The organism is Pseudomonas sp. R28(2017), assembly GCF_002112505.1.
Classification (GTDB): domain Bacteria; phylum Pseudomonadota; class Gammaproteobacteria; order Pseudomonadales; family Pseudomonadaceae; genus Aquipseudomonas.
Window position 1 is genome coordinate 89,288 of record NZ_NEHW01000010.1, and the last position, 17,975, is coordinate 107,262.

At 59.9% G+C, this 17,975-nt stretch carries 13 protein-coding genes and 2 pseudogenes; 6 read left to right on the top strand and 9 right to left on the bottom strand.

Features of this window, described 5'->3' with window-relative positions; translation table 11 throughout:
* Window positions 1-4: 4 nt before the first annotated feature.
* Genes CAF78_RS18315 through CAF78_RS18330 form a run of 4 tightly spaced genes read right to left on the bottom strand, consistent with a single transcriptional unit; the run spans window position 5 to window position 1,883 of the window.
* Window positions 5-472 (bottom strand): VUT family protein, encoded by a 468-nt coding sequence (locus tag CAF78_RS18315; RefSeq protein ID WP_060512569.1) that lies wholly within the window; start codon window positions 470-472, stop codon window positions 5-7.
* A 46-nt stretch (window positions 473-518) separates the two neighbouring features.
* A complete protein-coding gene (locus tag CAF78_RS18320; RefSeq protein ID WP_085673395.1) occupies window positions 519-722 on the bottom strand; it encodes a DUF1289 domain-containing protein in 204 nt (67 codons plus the stop codon).
* Entirely contained in the window at window positions 715-1,239 is a 525-nt protein-coding gene (locus CAF78_RS18325; RefSeq protein ID WP_085673398.1) for a gamma carbonic anhydrase family protein, read from the bottom strand. The genes CAF78_RS18320 and CAF78_RS18325 overlap by 8 nt, the downstream gene beginning before the upstream one ends.
* A 44-nt stretch (window positions 1,240-1,283) precedes the next feature.
* Entirely contained in the window at window positions 1,284-1,883 is a 600-nt protein-coding gene (locus tag CAF78_RS18330; RefSeq protein ID WP_027920115.1) for a CoA pyrophosphatase, read from the bottom strand.
* Between the two features lie 126 nt (window positions 1,884-2,009).
* Here CAF78_RS18330 and CAF78_RS18335 point away from each other — a divergent pair, with 126 nt between their 5' ends.
* From CAF78_RS18335 to CAF78_RS18355, 5 genes and pseudogenes are all read left to right on the top strand, one after another.
* A complete protein-coding gene (locus tag CAF78_RS18335; protein WP_085673400.1) occupies window positions 2,010-2,561 on the top strand; it encodes an NUDIX hydrolase in 552 nt (183 codons plus the stop codon).
* A 153-nt stretch (window positions 2,562-2,714) separates the two neighbouring features.
* Window positions 2,715-3,134 (top strand): annotated as a pseudogene (locus tag CAF78_RS18340) (murein L,D-transpeptidase family protein); the annotation flags it as partial.
* A gap of 161 nt (window positions 3,135-3,295) precedes the next feature.
* Window positions 3,296-4,975: a ShlB/FhaC/HecB family hemolysin secretion/activation protein gene (locus CAF78_RS18345; RefSeq protein WP_085673404.1), complete on the top strand. Its 1,680-nt coding sequence runs from the start codon at window positions 3,296-3,298 to the stop codon at window positions 4,973-4,975.
* Window positions 4,976-5,002: 27 nt separating this feature from the next.
* Complete coding sequence (locus CAF78_RS18350; protein WP_085673407.1) at window positions 5,003-9,526, top strand: hemagglutinin repeat-containing protein; 4,524 nt, start codon at window positions 5,003-5,005, stop codon at window positions 9,524-9,526.
* Window positions 9,527-9,549: 23 nt separating this feature from the next.
* Window positions 9,550-9,822: a DUF3077 domain-containing protein gene (locus tag CAF78_RS18355; protein ID WP_085673409.1), complete on the top strand. Its 273-nt coding sequence runs from the start codon at window positions 9,550-9,552 to the stop codon at window positions 9,820-9,822.
* 50 nt (window positions 9,823-9,872) lie between these two features.
* Here CAF78_RS18355 and CAF78_RS18360 read toward each other — a convergent pair whose 3' ends face one another.
* Window positions 9,873-10,361, bottom strand: coding sequence for an SMI1/KNR4 family protein (locus tag CAF78_RS18360; RefSeq protein ID WP_256573850.1), 489 nt, complete (start codon window positions 10,359-10,361; stop codon window positions 9,873-9,875).
* Between the two features lie 512 nt (window positions 10,362-10,873).
* Here CAF78_RS18360 and CAF78_RS18370 point away from each other — a divergent pair.
* Window positions 10,874-11,538: pseudogene (locus tag CAF78_RS18370) on the top strand (IS5 family transposase); the annotation flags it as partial.
* A gap of 139 nt (window positions 11,539-11,677) precedes the next feature.
* Here the strand turns inward: CAF78_RS18370 and CAF78_RS18375 are convergent.
* From CAF78_RS18375 to CAF78_RS18390, 4 genes are all read right to left on the bottom strand, one after another.
* Window positions 11,678-12,112, bottom strand: a complete 435-nt coding sequence (locus CAF78_RS18375; protein ID WP_085673413.1) for a hypothetical protein — start codon at window positions 12,110-12,112, stop codon at window positions 11,678-11,680.
* A gap of 21 nt (window positions 12,113-12,133) precedes the next feature.
* Window positions 12,134-12,340: an HNH/ENDO VII family nuclease gene (locus CAF78_RS29095; protein WP_085673415.1), complete on the bottom strand. Its 207-nt coding sequence runs from the start codon at window positions 12,338-12,340 to the stop codon at window positions 12,134-12,136.
* Between the two features lie 577 nt (window positions 12,341-12,917).
* Window positions 12,918-13,514: a hypothetical protein gene (locus CAF78_RS18385; RefSeq protein WP_085673417.1), complete on the bottom strand. Its 597-nt coding sequence runs from the start codon at window positions 13,512-13,514 to the stop codon at window positions 12,918-12,920.
* A 15-nt stretch (window positions 13,515-13,529) separates the two neighbouring features.
* Window positions 13,530-17,786 (bottom strand): RHS repeat-associated core domain-containing protein, encoded by a 4,257-nt coding sequence (locus CAF78_RS18390; RefSeq protein WP_085673419.1) that lies wholly within the window; start codon window positions 17,784-17,786, stop codon window positions 13,530-13,532.
* Window positions 17,787-17,975: the final 189 nt, after the last annotated feature.

Here is a 17,975-nt window from a genome sequence, read left to right on the forward strand (position 1 = left end):
ACCATCAACCCGCCACAGCGGCCCGCCGCGCACGAAATGCCATGGCCAGCCAGACGGCCGTGACCCCGGCGAATTTCGAGGCCATGGCGGTGCCGATCACCGCCGGCGTCAGGGCGCCGATCATGCCGAAGAAGATGAAGGTATCCACCGGAATGCTCAGCGCCGAGCTCAGCCACAGGCGGTCACGCAGTGGCCGCCGGGTGATGCTGAACACCAGCCAGTCGATCAGTTCGGAGACGAAGAACGCGGTGGCGCTGGCCAGGGCGATGGCCGGCTCCGAGGTGGCATACGACAGTACCAGCGCCAGCAGCATGGCGATCAGCGCGCCGTGGCCGTAGCGGGTCTGCACCATGTCGCGCAGGATGAACACCAGGCCGCCCCAGCAGGACCAGATGATGTCCAGGTGCGGGGCGCTGGAGAAGGCGTAGTTGATCAGCACTACGCTACTGATATAGGCAATGAGATAGAACATGGCGAGTGATCTGTGGGCAAGCCGCACAGATTACTTGATTTTGCGGTCAGTGCCCAATAATCAGGCCGGCCGCCACTGCACGCTCATGACAAAGCTTCAGCACCGCCCGGCGTTCACTGTTGTCCATCCGCCCCCAGCGGCCGATCTCGGCCACGGTGCGCTGGCAGCCGGTACAGATATCCTGCTCGTCCAGCGCGCAAATGCTCACGCAAGGCGACGCCACCGGCCGCTCTGCTGCAACTTCACTCATCGTCGACCACCAGTTCCCGCGCATAACGCTCGGCATTGTGTACATAGTGTGCGGCGCTGGCTTCGAGCATGCGCATCTGCTGTTCGGTCAGCTCGCGCACCACCTTGCCCGGCGAGCCCATCACCAACGAACCGTCGGGGATTTCCTTGCCTTCGGGGATCAGCGCGTTGGCGCCGATGATGCAGTGCTTGCCGATGCGCGCACCGTTGAGGATGACCGCGTTGATGCCGATCAGGCTGTAGTCGCCGACCGTGCAGCCATGCAGCATGGCGTTGTGGCCAATGGTCACGCCCTTGCCCAGGGTCAGCGGCGAGCCCATGTCGGTGTGCATCACGGTACCGTCCTGGACATTGCTGTCCTCACCGATGTCGATCAGTTCGTTGTCACCCCTCAGCACGGCACCGAACCACACGCTGGCGCGGGCCTGCAGGCGCACCTTGCCGATCAGGGTGGCGGTGGGTGCGGCCCAGCTGGTGGGGTGGCATTCGACCCGATGGTCGCCCAGGCGGTATTTCATGTTCGCTCCTCAGAGGTTCACGCAGACGGCGGGGTGTGCCCCGCTCAGATTTCGATGTAGCGCTCGGGGGGTTGGTGCAGGCTGATACCGGCGTCATACAGCAGGTTGACCAGTTCGACGATCATGATCGCCGACAGCCCCCAGATCTTGTACTCGCCATAGCGATAGCTGGGCACGTACCAGCTGCGGCCCTGGTAATCGATACGGTGGGTGTGGTCACGCGGGTCCTGACGGAAGAACTCCAGCGGCACGCTGAAGACTGCCGCGATTTCGGCATCGTTGGCGCGGTATTCGACGAAATCCGGGATCAAGCCGACGAACGGGGTCACTTTCAGGCCGTGCAGGGAGATCAGCGGGCTGAGCGGGCCGATCACCTCCACCAGGCCGGGGGGCAGGCCGATTTCTTCCTCGGCCTCACGCAGCGCGGTGAACACCAGGTCCGGGTCTTCCGGATCGCGGCGCCCACCGGGAAAGGCCACTTCGCCGCCATGGGTCGAAAGCCCCTTGGCACGCAGCGTCAAAACCAGCTCGGGCGCTTCGCTGCGGGTGATGGGCAAAAGTACCGCCGCCTCGGGGAACCGTCGGTCGGTTTCCAGTGAAGCGGGTTGGTGGTTGCTCATACGGCGAAGTAGCTCGTCCAGCATTGCGCACTCTCGTTTCCAAGGCCTGCCTTGCATGATGCACCAAAGCCGCGAAGCACCCAAGCCCCGCACGCTTGCGGTGGCCCCGCCTGGCGCGCCAAGATAACCCGGTCAATAAGGAAGAACAGCATGAAATTCTGCAGCGCGTGCGGCCAGCCGGTCATTCAGCGGATCCCCGAGGGCGACAGCCGCCTGCGGTTCGTCTGCGAGCATTGCCAGACCATCCACTACCAGAACCCCAACATCGTCGCCGGGGTGCTGCCCACCTGGGGCAGCCAGGTATTATTGTGCCGCCGAGCCATCGAGCCGCGCCGCGGCTTCTGGACGCTACCGGGCGGTTTCATGGAAAACGGCGAGACCCTCGACCAGGCCGCCCGTCGCGAAACCGTCGAGGAAGCCTCTGCCCGGGTCGGCGACATGGCCCTGTACCAACTGTTCGACCTGCCGCACATCAACCAGGTGCATGTGTTCTTCCGCGCCGAGCTGGCCGACCTGGACTTCGCCGTCGGTGTCGAAAGCCTGGAGGTGCGGTTGTTCGAGGAACACGAAATACCGTGGGGCGAGCTGGCTTTCCGCACCGTCACTCGCACACTAGAATGCTATTATCGCGACCGCATCAGGCAGCACTACCCGATAGGCCATGAATACCTGCCGCCGATGACTGTTTCGCCCACCACTTAAGCTCGCAGGTACTGCTTCATGCGTTGGTTGTTCGCCCTTTTCTGCCTTTGCGTTACCACGGTGTCCCAGGCGGCCTTCACCGAAGTCATCATTCGCAAGCCGCAACCGCCCGCGCCGGTACAGTCGCAGTCCCAGGCGGCCATGCAGCCGCTGATCGACAAGGTGCTGGTGATCAAGTCCGAGCGGCGCCTGCAGCTGATCAGCCGCGGCGAGCCGCTGAAGACCTACCGCATCTCCCTGGGCAAACAGCCCAAGGGCGCCAAGGAACGCGAAGGCGACAAGAAAACCCCGGAAGGCCTGTACTGGCTGGACTGGCGCAAGGAAAGCGACCGCTTCAACCTGGCCATGCACATCACCTACCCGAACATCAGCGACGCCGCCCGCGCCACCCGCGAAGGCTGGAGTGCCGGCAGCATGATCATGATCCATGGCACGCCGATCAACGATGACTACCCCGAGTGGTACTTCCACACCCTCGACTGGACCGATGGCTGCATCGCCATGCGTAACCGCGACATGCAGGAAGTGTGGGAGCTGGTCCGCGATGGCACGCTGATCGAGATTCGCCCCTGATAGTCCTACAAGCAGACTGAGCCTGTAGGACCTTTCATACTCCAAATGCACACCTCCCCTACGCCCTGCGAAGGCCGGGGACTGCATCCAACCGATGGCATGAATTTTTAGCATCCACGCAAACGAGTACGTAATCCGTACGCCACTTGCGGGGATGTTCCATGCCATGCCGATTCCGCCACATCGCCAGCAGCCTGCTTGCCGGGTGCCTGGCGGGCCTGTTGGCCACGTCCACGGCCTTGGCTGACGACCCCGCCAGCCTGCAACTGCGCGACCAGCAGCAGTCACTGCGGGACTTCGAACAGCAACAGCGGCTCAAGCGCTGGCAGCAGCCTCCTTTGCCCGAGAACGCCGAGCAACCTGCCAGCCACAGGTTCGACAGCCAGTGCTGGGCCGTGACCGGCCTGCGCATCACAGGCAACCGCCAACTTTCGGATCAGGCGCTAGAGCCCCTGCTGCGCGACCGGATGCCGCCCTGCATGGGCGTCGATGACATCAATGGCCTGCTCAAGCGCATCACCCAGCGCTATGTCAGCGCTGGCTTTCCAACCAGCCGCCCTTACCTGCGCCAGCAGCCTCAGGACGGTGCGCCACTGGACATCGTCATCGTCGAAGGCTTCGTCGAAACCATCGAGCTCGCCGGCCCGGCGCTGCCTCTGTCGCTGAGCGGCGCCTTCCCTGGCGTACTGGGCCAGCCCCTGTACCTGCCCGACCTCGAGCAAGGGCTCGACCAACTCAACCGCCTGCGTGCCTACGACCTGGGCATGGACCTGCTGCCGGGGGACATGCAAGGCGGTACCCGGGTGCTTTTACAGCCCCGCAAGCTCGGCTCGCGCGGGCACCTGGACGCGCGTATGGACAACCGCGGCAGCGAGCTGACTGGCCGCCACCGCCTGAACCTGAGCCTTGGCCTGGACAGCCCGCTGGGCCTGAATGACGACCTGCGCGTCTCGCTGCTCTCCAGCGTTTTCCACGCCCCCGGCCAGACCCAAGGCATCACGCTGTACTACAGCGTGCCTTACGGCCCCTGGACCTTTGCCCTCAACGCCAGCCAGCTGGCCTACGACGCGCCCCTGCCGCACAGCCGACACACCAGCGACGGCAGCAGCAGCTACCAGGGCCTGAGCATCGAGCGGGTACTGTGGCGCAACCAGCAAGGCATGCTCAGCGCCAGCGCAAGGCTGGACCGCAAGCAACTGATCAACCGCAGCGCCGGCGCCATTGTCACCCAGCAGAGCCCAACGCTCACCAGTGTCGAGGCGGGTATCAACCTGCTGTGGCTCGAAGGCGGCTTATGGAACGGGTATGTGGGCGTTGCCCAAGGCCTGGACTGGTTCGCTGCCGATGCATCGCCGCTGGGCGTGGAACGCCTGCGCCCGGACTTTCGCAAGTACCGCGCCAGCCTCCTGCACCTGCGCCAGGGGCCGGCAAACGCGCCTTGGCGCTGGCAAAGCGAACTGGCCCTGCAGTACAGCGACGACGCGCTGCCGGCCATCGAACAGTTGCTGGTCAGTGACGATTCGACCGTACGGGGTTTTCGCCTGCGCACCTACTCCGGGGCCAGTGGCGCGGCCTGGCGCAATACCTTCAGCCAACCGCTGCCGGCGAACTGGGCCCAGCCCCTGCAGATACGCCCTTACCTCGGCCTTGATGTGGGCTGGGCCCGGCCAGCCACTGGCAAGCCCTCGCAGCGCCTGGCAGGCGCAGCCGCCGGCATCGAACTGAGCCTGGCGGACACCCGTCTGCGCCTCGATTACCAGCACGCCCTTTACACCAGCGACCTGCCCCGCGCCCTGCTGGAGCCTGGCTTCTGGGTACTGGAGTGCACCCTGAGCATCTGATTCACCCACAACAAAGAGAACGAGAACATGCAGACACTCTCGCCGTTACCCTGTACCCGCCCGGATTCCTTGCGCTGGGCCATCTTCCTTGCCCTGCTCGGCCCCACCAGCGCTTTCGCGCAGGGTGGGCTGGAGGCCGCCAGCGGCCCGGCAGGCACGCCCATCATCAACAACGCGCATGGCGTACCGGTGATCGACATCGTCCCACCCAACGCCAGTGGCCTGTCGCATAACCAGTTTCTCGACTACAACGTCGCCCGCCCTGGTGTGGTATTGAACAACGCCGTGCAGGACGGCCAGTCGCAACTGGCCGGAGCCCTGGCCGCCAACCCGCAGTTCCAGGGCCAGGCAGCGTCGACCATTCTCAACGAGGTGGTCAGCCGCAATGCCTCGCTGATCGAAGGCCCGCAGGAAATCTTCGGCCGCCCCGCCGACTACATCCTGGCCAACCCCAACGGCATCACCCTCAATGGCGGCAGTTTCATCAACACCACCCGCGCCGGTTTCGTGGTCGGCACGCCCGAATTGCAGGATGAACAATTGCGAAATTTCAACACGCTGAACGCCAACGGCACCTTGCAGGTGCTCCAGGGCGGCCAGAGCAATGCCGAGGGCGCGCTTGATCTGATCGCGCCCAAGGTGGACCAGCAAGGCTTGCTCATGGCCAAGGGTGACCTCAACGTGACCGTCGGCCGCAATCGCATCGCTCATGCCGATGGCCAGATCCTCGAGCACCTGCCGGCGACCCCGTCGAGCATCGATGCCAACCTGTTCGGCGCCATGCGCGCCGGGCGCATTCGCGTGGTCAGTACGGCCGAAGGTGCGGGCGTGCGCATGGGGTCGAACGTAAAGGCCGACAACGGCATCGCCATTCACTCGGCGGGCTCATTGGTGGTCAGTGGCGACGCCGACAACCCCGCCGAACTGCACAGTGAACACGGCGACCTGCTGCTCACTGCGGCCGATGACCTGACAGTGAGCGCCACCGACGGCAAAGCCGAGCGCATCGAGGTCAGGGCCGGCAAGAAACTCACCCTGGACGCCAAGGCCCGCGAAAACATCAGCCACGACCGCGAAAGCTGGAACAACAAGTTCCTGTTCATCACCCGTGAAACGTACAGCCGCGACAGCAGCACCACCGAGCGCCAGCAACGGGGTGTGCAGTTGCAGGGCAGCGACAGCATCACGTTGCAATCCGGCGCCGACATGCGCCTGGTCGCAGCCGAGGTGAACGCAGGCACTGACATGACCCTCGACAGCGGCGCCAACCTGGACATCACCGCCGGCATCGATAGCCAGCAACTCAAAGCGCAGGTGCGCCACCGCAAGGACCTCTGGCGCGGCGACCGCGATACCGACACCTACACAGAAACCGCACGCCCCAGCACACTGAGCGCCCAACGCATGACGGTCAACGCCAAAGACGCACTCAAGGTCGAGGGCAGCACCCTGCATAGCCGCGGCGACATGGACATCAACGCCACACAGGTCGAGGTCGGCACAACCGCGCTGCAACAACGCAGCAACGACGGCAACTACCGAGGCGACCTGGTATCCGGGACTTTCTTCGGCGGCCGCAAGGGCAACGACACCGAGGGCCAGAGCGTTGCCGGCAGCAGCGCCACCGCTGATGGCGAGCTGAATATCCGCGCCGACCAGGTCAGCATCAAGGGCAGCACCGTGCACGGTAACAAAGACGCCGTGCTGTACAGCGAAAAAGGCGCGCTGGCGATCGAAGCGGACCATGGCAGTACCCGCATCACCGAGCGCCAGAGCGACAGCAAGCTGTTCGGCTTGATCGGCAGCGACCACGAGAACACCACGCGGCAACAGCAGGTGCTGGTCAGCGATGTCAGTTCGTCCAGCAACCTGCGCCTGGCCAGTGCCGAAGAGCTACGCATCCAGGGCGCCAAGGTCGAGGCCGGCGCGCACCTGCAGGTCGAGGCCAAGGGCGACGTGCTGATCGGCAGCGCGCAAGCCGTCAACGAAAGCGAAACCCGCCATCAGCAACGTGGCTTGACTGCCAGTGCACGGCAAACCCAGGACGCCGAAGACGGCAAGCCGGAGTCGCGCCAGTATGCGGCGGGCGTGGCCTACGAGGTGGTCACCGGCAGTGAAAAGGTGCGCAACACCACCCAGGTCGCCAGCGAGCTGAAGGGGGCAACGGTTGGCCTGAGCAGCGAGGAGCACCTGCAAGTCAACGGTTCCAAGGTCCAGGCTAGTGCGGGCGACCTCGATGTGAAGGCCAGGCAAGTGACACTGGGCGCCACCCGCAATGAGCTTGAAGTCACCACGGGTGAAAGCCATGGCGGTGGCGGCTTGACCGTCACCGGCGGCATCGACCGCCTGGGCAGCCTGTTCGAAGGCCATCACGACAGCACCGTGGTGACCGAGCGCGACAGCAAGGCCCAACGCAGCGAACTGCAGGCCAGTGGCAACCTGAAGCTCGATGCTGACGCACTGGTGACCGAAGCCGCACGCGTCACTGCCGGCGATACCCTAAAGGTCACCGCCAAGCGCATCGACAACCGTGCCGTTCTGGATACCCATGAACGGGAAGAACGCCGCAACGCGTGGTCCGGCAGCCTCGGCGCCAGTGTCGAGTACCGCGACCTGACCCGGCCGATCGAACGGCTGGTGCTGGGCGAAGAAGCCGCGCGCTTCCAGCAGGCATCGCCCGAGGACGCCATGGCGGCACCCAGCGTCGGTGCCGACATGACCGTGGAGCAGCTCAAGCGCCTGGAAAACCAGCGCCGTGGTATCGCCCAGGTGAGCGAGCTGACGGGCGCGAAGGTCGAGGTCAAGGCCGACAAGATCGACGACCAGGGTACCGCCTGGCGGGCCAACGCCGGCCAACTGCAGATCGAGGCGCAAGCGCACATCATGCGCGCCGCCGAGAACACCGAGCAGGGTAGCGTGCAGCGCCTGGCCTATGGCGGTGACCTGCGCGTCGACACCAGTTCCGGGAGTGACGTGAACGTGCGCGCCGCCGGCAAGGGTGGGTCGCTGGGCAAGCAAACCTCGGCCAGCACCGCAGTGCCCGGCAGCCTGTATGGACAGCAGGGCATCCAGGTCCAGCTGGGCAGCGATGGCCAGTATGAAGGTACCCGCATGGATGGCGGCGATGGCGACGTGGCCATCCACAGTGCCGGCACGCTGTCACTGCCCCAGGCCAACGACCGCGCCGAGCAGTTGACCCGCGAACTTGACGGCAACGCCTGGGCCAAGGTCGGCAACCGCCCTGGCAGCACAGGCATCGACGGCCGTGGCTATCTCGACCACGCACAGCAGCAGGCCTTGCACACCAAGGCCCAGGTGGCACAGATCGACGCCAAGGGTGAAGTACGCCTGAGCAGCGTGGGTGATCTGCTGCTGGAGGGCACCCGCATCGGCAGTCGCGAAGCCCAGGTGGGCGATATTCGCCTGCACAGCGACGGCCGCCTGCAGGTCAAGGCAGGCAACGACACCCAGCAAGCCAGCGGCGGCAAACTCGGCGGAGGGTTGGAGCTGGCAGCCAAGATGGGTGAGACCAAAGGCGGCGGCATCGGCGGCCACTTCACCCATGGCAAGCAGGATGAAGATGCCCGTCAAGCCGTCGATGCCCGGTTCGCCAGTGCCGACAAGCTGACCCTCACCAGCGCTGCTCGCGAAGACATTGCCCTGCACCTGGAGGGCCTGCAGGCATCCGCCGAGCAGATCGAACTCAACGCATCCAATGGCGGCATGCTGATCGAGGCCTCATCCAACCAGGAACAGCGCAACAACCTCGACATCACCGCCGGTGCCGGTTTCAACCTGGCCGCCGGCGCCACCGACACCCGCGGCTTGCATGGCCGCGCCAAGGTCGAGCTGGACAAGCGCGACAACCAGACCTGGAACGCCAGCAACCTGCGTGCAGAGCACATCGACCTGCAAAGCCGCGGTGATACCCGCATCGAAGGTGCCAGCCTGGAAGCCGGGCGCATTACCGGTATGGTCGACGGCGACCTGCGCATCGCCAGCCGCAAGGACAACGTCGACACCCTGACGGTGAAGGGTGATGCACGGCTGAGCCAGGAGAAGAACCCGCAGGGCTACGTGAACGCCGCCACCTCGCTGGCCGGGCCGCTGGGTGGCAAGGTCCAGGAAAAAGCCGGCTCGGCCCTGAGCAAGGCCGACCCAGGTTTCTCGCCGACCTTCAGCCTCGAGGTGTCGCATGTACAGCGCGACAGCGTGGGCCAGCAGGCGGTGCTCAAGGGCAGTGACGGTGTGGCGCTGAAGGTGGGGGGTGAGGCACAGCTGGTTGGCGCCCGCCTGCAGTCGGCGAAGGGCGAGGTCGCGCTCAATGCCAGCTCGGTGAGCCGGGAAACCCTGAGTGGCAATGATTACCGTCGGGATGTTTCGGTGGATGCGTCCAATTCGCCGGTGGACCTGGGTACGGCGATTGCCGAAATGGCCAAGGGCAAAGGCGCGGCGGATGGCGAGAATGCGCTGGACCTGGGGTTGTTGAGGACCAGTGGGCACAATCGGAATGAGCAGTGGGTTTCCAGTGTGCAGGGTAAGGCGGAATAAGGGGGTTGGCGCAGAAGTGACGCATGGCAGACGAATCCAACGTCATCACCACCATTGGCGCGGAAACCTTCCTCGACGTCGGGAATCCACCGATCAACCTGCTACGCGTGCAACCCGGTGTCCCGATCGAGGACGCGTACGAGCAAGTCTCGATTCTGCTGAGCTACATCAAGCACCTGGTGCGCGAAGGCGACATGGAAGATGACCATAAGCTGCTGGGAGCAGCGGATTACCTGATCGCCCTGGCCAAGGCGCTGATGAATGAAATCGAGCTGACCAAGAACAGGCTGCGTTGACCTCCAGCCCCTGTTGCCGGATGACCGGTCATAGGGGCTGTACTGAAAAGCTAGAAAAAATCGACCTCGTCTTCATCCACGAGCGATGAAATGAATGCTTCGAACGAAACCGACAGAGATTTTTGCGCATTGACGTGATTGAGGCACATTGCGATATCGGGTTGAAAGACATCGACCGCAAAGTAGATAACCCTTCCCGAGTGCTTATCGAGGCAGATGAAATTGTTTGCCACGCAATTGGCAAAGGGCACCAGATGCGGGGGGATTACATCCCTCTGAACCATCCGCTGGTAGCAACCTCCGATGTACCGGGTTTCGCTACTGTCGGTCGCTCCCACAGACGCGATGCTCTTGAACCGGCGGATGATGATGGGTTCGTAATTCTCATCCTCAGCCCAGGCAGCCAGGTTTGGGGAGCCGCCATTGAAGTTGAGATAGAGCGCCTTGAAGTCGCCCGGAAACTGATACCCGACAGCAGTCTCAAGCGCAGAGAAATCTGATTCAGTGATAGGCGCGTCTGATTTCAAAAGCCTGTACAAACTTACCCCCTACTAACAGTCGAAAAAAGAGGTGCGCCACTGCCGCACCTCAACAATCAGAGAGCGCACATCAAAATTAAAGCTTTATCCTAGAACTCTAGGAAAGCATCATTCTCAAAATAATACTTGAACGCCTCAAAATGGTCTTCAACTGTAGCCTTTGGCAATTGCTGATTCGTATACTCAATCACATCCTGTATCATAGGGGTGTCCAACGTTTCAATCCATCCTTCACTCGCCACCTGAGGAGGAAGATAATCAGTTGAATCTGGAGGAAAGTCACGACTATCGAGTGAGAATGCCCCCCTTGTATCCAAGGTCCAATTTGAATTTGGAAGATAGAACCAAGAATCTGGCATCTTGTCCAGACCCTCTAAAACCTCTCGTATACTATATGTTTTCATAATCACCTTAACATGACGTACTTTGCAACTTTTTTAAATCCACCCTTCTGGTTCGGGTGTAAGCTATTCTGCACTGGCCCTTTCGCCTGATGCTGCGCCCTTGGGATAAGGTTCCGTGGTTGGCGAAACCAGGGCACATTCGATCAGATGCTCAAACGCTTGCACCTGAGATTTAATGAGCAAGGCTTGATCGATTTGCAAACCTGGATGATCGACTCAACTGCTGTACGCGCAACCCGAGCCTCTTCTGGTGCCGGGAAAAAAGGGGGCCTGACGAGCCTGCCGATCACGCTCTAGGTCGCAGTCGGGGTGGCCTGACAACCAAAATCCACATGCTCTGCGATGCCAACGGGACACCGTTGCGCTTCCTTCTCTCTGGCGGTCAAGCCAGTGACATCAGCTACGCACAACCACTGTTGGACGAAGTCAGCATGCCATCAAGCCAACGTGGCCGCCCACGTAAACGCTGCAAGTGGTTGCTTGCCGACAAGGGCTATGACGCCGAAGCGCTGCGCCGCTACTGCGACCAATATCGAGTGCAGCCCGTCATTCCGATGCGCTCGATGAAGCGCAAGCCCAAGCCTGGCTTACCCAGACTGTTTGATCGGCCCAAATATCGACAGCGCAACATCATCGAACGCATGTTTGGCTGGCTGAAAGAGAACCGCCGGATAGTGACACGCTTCGACAAGCTCGCGAGAAGCTATGCCGCCACGGTCTCGCTAGCTTGTTCCATGCGGTGTTTGCGACATCTCTTTTCGTACAGAGCCTAGGTGCAGCGGATTACCTGATCGCCCTGGCCAAGGCACTGATGAATGAAATCGAGCTGACCAAGAACAGGCTGCGTTGAACTCCAGCCCCGATTGCCGACTGACTGGCGATAGGGGCTGAACTGAACAGCTAGAAGAAAACTCAGCGCAACCCGAAATAGAACTCGAGAAAATCGTTGAAACTCTTCCATTGAGGGTGCAAACCTCCCGCCTTGAAGGCTTCTAAATCAGCGCCAAGAGAAATCTCCACTACCTCTCCCGTTTTGAGATTATAAAAATATCCACCCTCACCCTCGAAACTATCCAACGGTATATATTCAACGCTCAACCCAAGAGTACGATGAGTGCGCTGCAAGGCGAGATCAAACTTGGTATTCTTAGAAAACCAACCCAACTGATAAAGCTCGTGCCCACTCGATGAAAAGGTTGGACCATCTTCTGCATGCAAATAAAATTCGGCACAATCCGAACTTAAGTCAACGCCCAGCTTAACCAACTCACTTTCGTATTCAGGACTGGCGTCATCATACCACCAGCCTTTCTGACGACAAAAATCTTTAACTTTATCAGACAACATAGCTATCACCTGCAACCTAACTTACTTGAACGAATATCTTTTTTCAGCCTGCGCTCTCGACTTCCAATAGGTTTCTCTATCCAGTTTAAACACATCGCGATCAACTGGATTATGTGGATGCTGCCCTGGCAAATGAGGGTGAAGCGCGCTTGTCCGACCATACGCCTGATGCGTATCCACTGACAATTCAAAAAACGATCCAAGAGCATTCTGCTTGGAGTGATGCAGATTGAGTTGAGAATAGCTACCATTTTCAGCACGAAAGGATTTTTACCTTCAGAGGCCAAGTCGAGATTCGTTTTCACCCCGTCACGCGTATTAATAGGCAAGTCCCAATCAATTTTCTGCTGAAAAACAGTATGAGTACTGCCTGAAGGAGCCGTAAACGTGGAGCTAGTGAAAGCAGGTAGTGACCGCTCTCGGTGCACGCCAGGTACACCTGTTCGTGGGGTTGTCGATGCGCTCGGCAGTGTAATCCGTAGAAAATATTGTCCCCACCAACACCCCCAGCAGAGCCAACAAAATATTGGCTCTTAAAAACAGATCCTATACAATCAAAACCTAAAAACCACTTCCTTATGAGCACCCACACAAGAAACAAGAGCTTCTTAACAAGGTAGAACTAGCTATAAGCACTAATATGACTGAGTGACTCGCCCCACAAGAACCAGCGAATTATAAATAGTAATAAACAGTGGCGGTCAATCAGATTAATCCGCCACCCATACAACTTGTTAAAGAGCGCCTACCCCTTCAGCACTGCACGAGCGCCACCCAACTCACATACACTTCCTCCAGGAGAAACTCAACCATAGAAATAGTCAACGAACCGATCTGTATTCTCACCGCCTAGAACTGGACCGATCTCATCTTGAAGTCTAGTCAGAAATGCATCACTAACACCATCATCATCAGAAAGATCAAATATATTGAACTCCCCATAAACGACATCTATCATCTTAGACAGCGCGAGTATGAAATCAGCTAACGAATCAGCGACCTGAAATGGCGCTACAACGTCGTAGCTCGCGTACACCGGCGTTTGATCGACATCCGTAACAGCAATGATAGGTTTACCCCCACCATTATCATCCATAATGACCAAGTCTTGGACTGGCCATTCATCACTCAGTACTGCTCCACTTGCGGCATTGATCCAGCGATAACCAAACTGCCCCTTCTGCAACGACGCAATATCAAACAACTTTAGAGGTGTAAGCCCTGTTTCAATTTTCACCCCAACAGGTTCGTATTCATTGAAGAGAAAATCAACCTCGGCGGACCTGGGCAATTCTGTCGGCCAGCGGACCGCTACATCTTTAGACGCAACAAATCGCCCAGTAATCTGATATTTATCATGCACTAAGCGTAATGCTTTCAGTGCTTTTTCAATATCACTCATGTCATCCTCCAATATTTATCCGCAAGAACTTTTCCCTGCGCTTTTGACCCGATCAATTAAGCGTCCCTTTCCAGCGTTTTTGTAATTTCCTCTATGCCCTTGATCGGCATTGAGGTGCTCATCGATACCGCTTGGGTGATTTGCATTTTGTAAAAATACTATATTTCTCGGGTCACCCTTCCAAGCCGCACCTAATTTACCGTTACCCTCAACACTGTTTATATGGTGCCCCGTATAGCCAGCCTCAGACATTACGGAAGATAACTTCGCATTATTTCGAACACTCATTATCGTCTCCCTTTCTGCTGCAGTCCAATTTCTCGAACCACCACCGCTTTCAACGAGTATTCGTTCCTGCCCCCATGCCCGACTGATTGCGGTGCTACGTGCACCAGGCGCGGGAGCAATTGAGCCTCTTGGCTTGTATCGCACCAAATCTTCCGGGCTAAGGCCGAAAGGGTCTACCCAATTTATAGAATTTAAAGCATATTGGTATAAATTATTTCCACCCTGCAGTCCAATTGGGTCCTGCGTGACAAACCTGCCAAGGTCTGGGCAATAAAAACGGAAAGTGTTGTAGTGTAGTCCTGTTTCACCATCAAAGTACTGACCTTGGAATCGCAAGTTTTGTTCGACTTCACTAGCGGCGAGCTGCTCTATTGCCCCCCACGAACGATACGTCGCCTGCCAAACGATCTTGCCATCGCTATCCGTCAACTCCAGTGGCGTACCTAGCTGATCCGTATGGAAGTAGTAGAGTTTCTGTTCTTCACCTTCTGCCTGATCAACCCGCGCCAGCGGCGCATAGCTACCCGGTTCATACAGGTACAAGATGCTCTGCCCTGGAGTATCTTCCTGCAGCATCCTCAAACCTTGCCACAGGAAGCGCTTCTGCTCGACCTGACCATTGATCACAGCCTGTTTAGCCACCCGCCGCCCAAGGCTGTCGTACCGGTACTGCCCCGTACTCTCCAGCCTGCCATTGACGTACGTTTCCGCCCGCACCAGCCGGTTCTCGCAGTCATAGGCAAAGTGTTGCAGTTTGCTGTGCCCCGAACACTTCTCGACCAGATTGCCCCAGGGGTCATAGCGGTACTCCTGATCTCGCCAATGGGTGATCCGGTTGTCCTTGAACTTGGCAAACTGTCGGGCATTGAAGTCCAGGCGATTCGCGGCTGCGTCGTAGCGAAACTCTTCGCTGCCCACCAGCGAGCCGGTATCGCGGCTGCGCAACTGCCCATTGGCTTCATACTCGTACTTGACCTCGCCACGCAGCTTGTCGAGCGTGCGTACCAGCTCACCCGCCGGGTCGTACTGGTAACGGCGGTGAATCGGGTTGTAGGCATGCTCCACCAACAACGAGGTATTGATGCCGGTGTTGTGAATCTGCGAGAGCTTGTCGGCGGGCAGCATCGAGGCGTACTGCCAGGCCTTGCGCCCCATGGCGTCGTAACCAAAGCAACTGGTGAGCTTGCCTTGGGTGCGGTAGACCTCGCGGTGCAGGTCGTCGCGCTCCATGTCGCTGATCACCTGGCCATCCAGATTCAACTGGTGCAGGTGCCCGCTGCCGTAATACAGGTGATTGACCTTGCGGCCATCCGGCAGCGTCAGCGTGGTCAGATTGCTGAGCGGATCGTACTCGTAGCCCAGCGTGCCATCGGGCGTGATTTCTTGCGTCAGCCGGCCCAGCACATCGTAGGTGTATTCCAGCTTTTCTTCGGTCACCCCGAGTTGCTTGGCGAGGCCACTCGGTTGCCGCTCGATGCTCAGCAGGCGATCGCCTTCGTCATACGCGAAAGTCTGGCGCGCATCGCGGTTGATCTTGGCAACCAGTCGGCCAATGGCATCACGCTCGAACAGCGTATGCCGCTCCGGCCGCTCGGCATTTTCGCCATACCCAATCTCATCCAGCCGGGTGAGATGGCCACCGGCGTTGTAGCCGAATCGCCGGGTCAGGTTATCCACCCGCACTTCTTCGCTCAGCCGGTCCGAAGCGTCATAGGCGAAGCGGTAGTTGCCGCCGTTTTCGTTGACCAGTTCAGTCAGGCGCAGGGCCTTGTCGTACTGGTAAAGGATCATCCCCCCTTTTGGGTCCCGGCGATTGCTCGGCAAACCACGGGAGGTGCGCAGCAATCGGGTGGTATGCCCCTTGCCATCGGTGTAATCAAGCACCTGGCCAAGGGTGTTGTAGGTGAAGGTTTCCGTGCTGCCATCCGGATGGTTGATGCGCAGCACTTCACCATCCGGCTTACGCTCCAGTGAGGTGGTCTGGTTCAGCGCATCGGTCACCGCCACCAGGTGCTGACGTTCGTCATAGCGGTAGTAGGTGCTCTTGCCCGAGCAGTCCTGATAACGCTCGACCTGGGCCAGGGCGTTCCACCACAGGTACTTGGACTTGTAGGTCGAATCGATGATGGTGTGCGGCAGGCCATCGTCGCTGTTGAGGTACTCGGTCATCTGGCCTAGGGCATCGAATTCGGCGAGCAGGCTGCCCTTGTCGTCGTAGCGCGCGCGCCAGATGCTGCCATCCGGGTAGCTGACCTTGGTCACCAAGGTTGTCAGGTGGTGATGCTCGTACTGAATCTTGCGCCCCAGCGGGTCGGTTTCTTCGAGCAGACGGCTGAACTCGTCGTACTTGAAAACGAGGCGGTTACTGTCCGGCAAGTCGAGGCCGACCATGTTGCCGTTTTCGTCCAGCTCGATGGCATAGCGTTCGCCACCGTAGTCCCGACTGGCGATGACGCGGTGGTCGGCGTTGTACTGCACTTCCAGTTCGCGACCGAGCACGTCGGTGGCCCAGCTGGTGCGGGCGTCGAGGTCGTAGCGGAAATGGTAGTGCTCGCCATCGCTGGTCCAGTGCTCGACCACGCGTGGTTGGCCGCCCTGGGTTTCCCAGCGGTATTCGCACATCAGGCCCAAGGCATTGGTGTGCTTGGTCATGACGCCATCGGCATACGTGAAGCTGCGCACGGTGTCGCCATTGCGGTTGATCACCGCGCTCAGCTGGCCGTGTTCGTCGTAGCGGTACTGGGTGAGGGTTTCGACGGCCTGGTTGTCGACCACGCGCCTGATGTCGGTCAGGCGGCCCAGCGGGTTGTCGTAGTGCAGGTGCACGCGGGTGCCGCCAGTAGCGCTGATGTCGGTCAGGGTGCCGTCGGGCGTGCGAGTGAAGTGCAGGAAATGCCCGAAGACGTTTTCGATGCGCTGCAGCGGCACTTCGGTGTTCGTGTCGGGCACTTCGCCGAAATAGAAGAACAGGTTGTCGAGGGTTTGCAGCAGGTAGTGACCACCGTCGGTGCAGACCAGATACACCTGCTCGTGCGGATTGTAGATGCGCTCGCCCGGCTGCAAGGTGACGAAAGGGATCTTACGGCCTTGGTTATCGCTCAGGTAGATGAAGCTGCCGGAGCGGCGCAGGCTCTGTTCCCATGGCAGCACCCAGCCACGGCCTAATACGCTGTCGACCGTCAGGTCGCTGGCATAGAATCGCGACCACTCGATCGGCATCAGGCCGGGCAAGCTGAAGTCGACTTCATCAGGGATCAGCTTGCGGCCAGTGGTGAGATCCACCGGGTTGCCCGCCAAGCCGCCCAACACCCTGCGGGCCACCGGTTCGACCAGATAGCGGGAGACCACTTCGCCAGCGACGAAGCCGGCCGTGAACCTCATTGCACAAGGGAGGGCGGCCTTCATGCCGGCCTGGGTTCCCATCTTGAGCACACCGGCAACGCCAGCGGCTGCGCCTGCAATCGCCATCAGCACATCCACGGTGGTGCGCAGCCATTGCGGGATCTCGTCGTCCACCGGCAGGTAACGGTAAGTGCCACCGCCAATGAAGACGTTGTTCGAACCACCGGAGAGGGTCGCGCCGCAGGTCAGCTTGTCGCCCTTGCGGGCAGCGGCCACGCCGTTGATGAAAACGTTGGTCGAGCCTTCGGCGATCTGCACTGGCCCCGGGTGTTTGTCGCAGGCACCGATGCTTTTTTCGACCCGGGCAGCCTTGCGGCTGTTGATGAAGACGTTGGGTGAGGCAGTCATGATCGTCCCTGAGGGGGACTGGAACAGACTGCCTAACGCCTCGCCGGCAGCGGTCAGCAAGCTGCCCCCGACACCCGCCGCGAGGCCGGCCAGCAAGCCAACACCGAACCCGCAGGTGAATGTGGCAATGGCCACTGTCGCCACCAGCGCGATGCCCAAGGCAGCGCCCAGCAGGAAACCGCCCAATGCGCCTGTATGTGAAATTTCGTCGCCGAACCTGGCTGCTTCGAACATGAGGGTTACTCCTGTTCGCCAGAGACGGGATAGCCTGCGACCGGGTCGCGTCGATCCATGTACATCAGCATCTCCATGAAATGCACGGTGAATATCTCAATCCAATTGCCGTGTGATCATCCGTGAAAGGCGCTGAGTAAATAGACTCGATCGTGACACTGTCAACCAGCCGCAAGCCTTGTGCAGCGA

What these genes read in the sequence shown, in the direction of transcription:
- CAF78_RS18320 (WP_085673395.1), bottom strand. Translation starts at nt 722, where the DNA reads ATGAGTGAAGTTGCAGCAGAGCGGCCGGTGGCGTCGCCTTGCGTGAGC.
- CAF78_RS18385 (WP_085673417.1), bottom strand. Translation starts at nt 13,514, where the DNA reads ATGAGTGATATTGAAAAAGCACTGAAAGCATTACGCTTAGTGCATGAT.
- CAF78_RS18355 (WP_085673409.1), top strand. Translation starts at nt 9,550, where the DNA reads ATGGCAGACGAATCCAACGTCATCACCACCATTGGCGCGGAAACCTTC.
- CAF78_RS18375 (WP_085673413.1), bottom strand. Translation starts at nt 12,112, where the DNA reads ATGTTGTCTGATAAAGTTAAAGATTTTTGTCGTCAGAAAGGCTGGTGG.
- CAF78_RS18350 (WP_085673407.1), top strand. Translation starts at nt 5,003, where the DNA reads ATGCAGACACTCTCGCCGTTACCCTGTACCCGCCCGGATTCCTTGCGC.
- CAF78_RS18330 (WP_027920115.1), bottom strand. Translation starts at nt 1,883, where the DNA reads ATGCTGGACGAGCTACTTCGCCGTATGAGCAACCACCAACCCGCTTCA.
- CAF78_RS18335 (WP_085673400.1), top strand. Translation starts at nt 2,010, where the DNA reads ATGAAATTCTGCAGCGCGTGCGGCCAGCCGGTCATTCAGCGGATCCCC.
- CAF78_RS18315 (WP_060512569.1), bottom strand. Translation starts at nt 472, where the DNA reads ATGTTCTATCTCATTGCCTATATCAGTAGCGTAGTGCTGATCAACTAC.
- CAF78_RS18345 (WP_085673404.1), top strand. Translation starts at nt 3,296, where the DNA reads ATGCCATGCCGATTCCGCCACATCGCCAGCAGCCTGCTTGCCGGGTGC.
- CAF78_RS18390 (WP_085673419.1), bottom strand. Translation starts at nt 17,786, where the DNA reads ATGTTCGAAGCAGCCAGGTTCGGCGACGAAATTTCACATACAGGCGCA.
- CAF78_RS18325 (WP_085673398.1), bottom strand. Translation starts at nt 1,239, where the DNA reads ATGAAATACCGCCTGGGCGACCATCGGGTCGAATGCCACCCCACCAGC.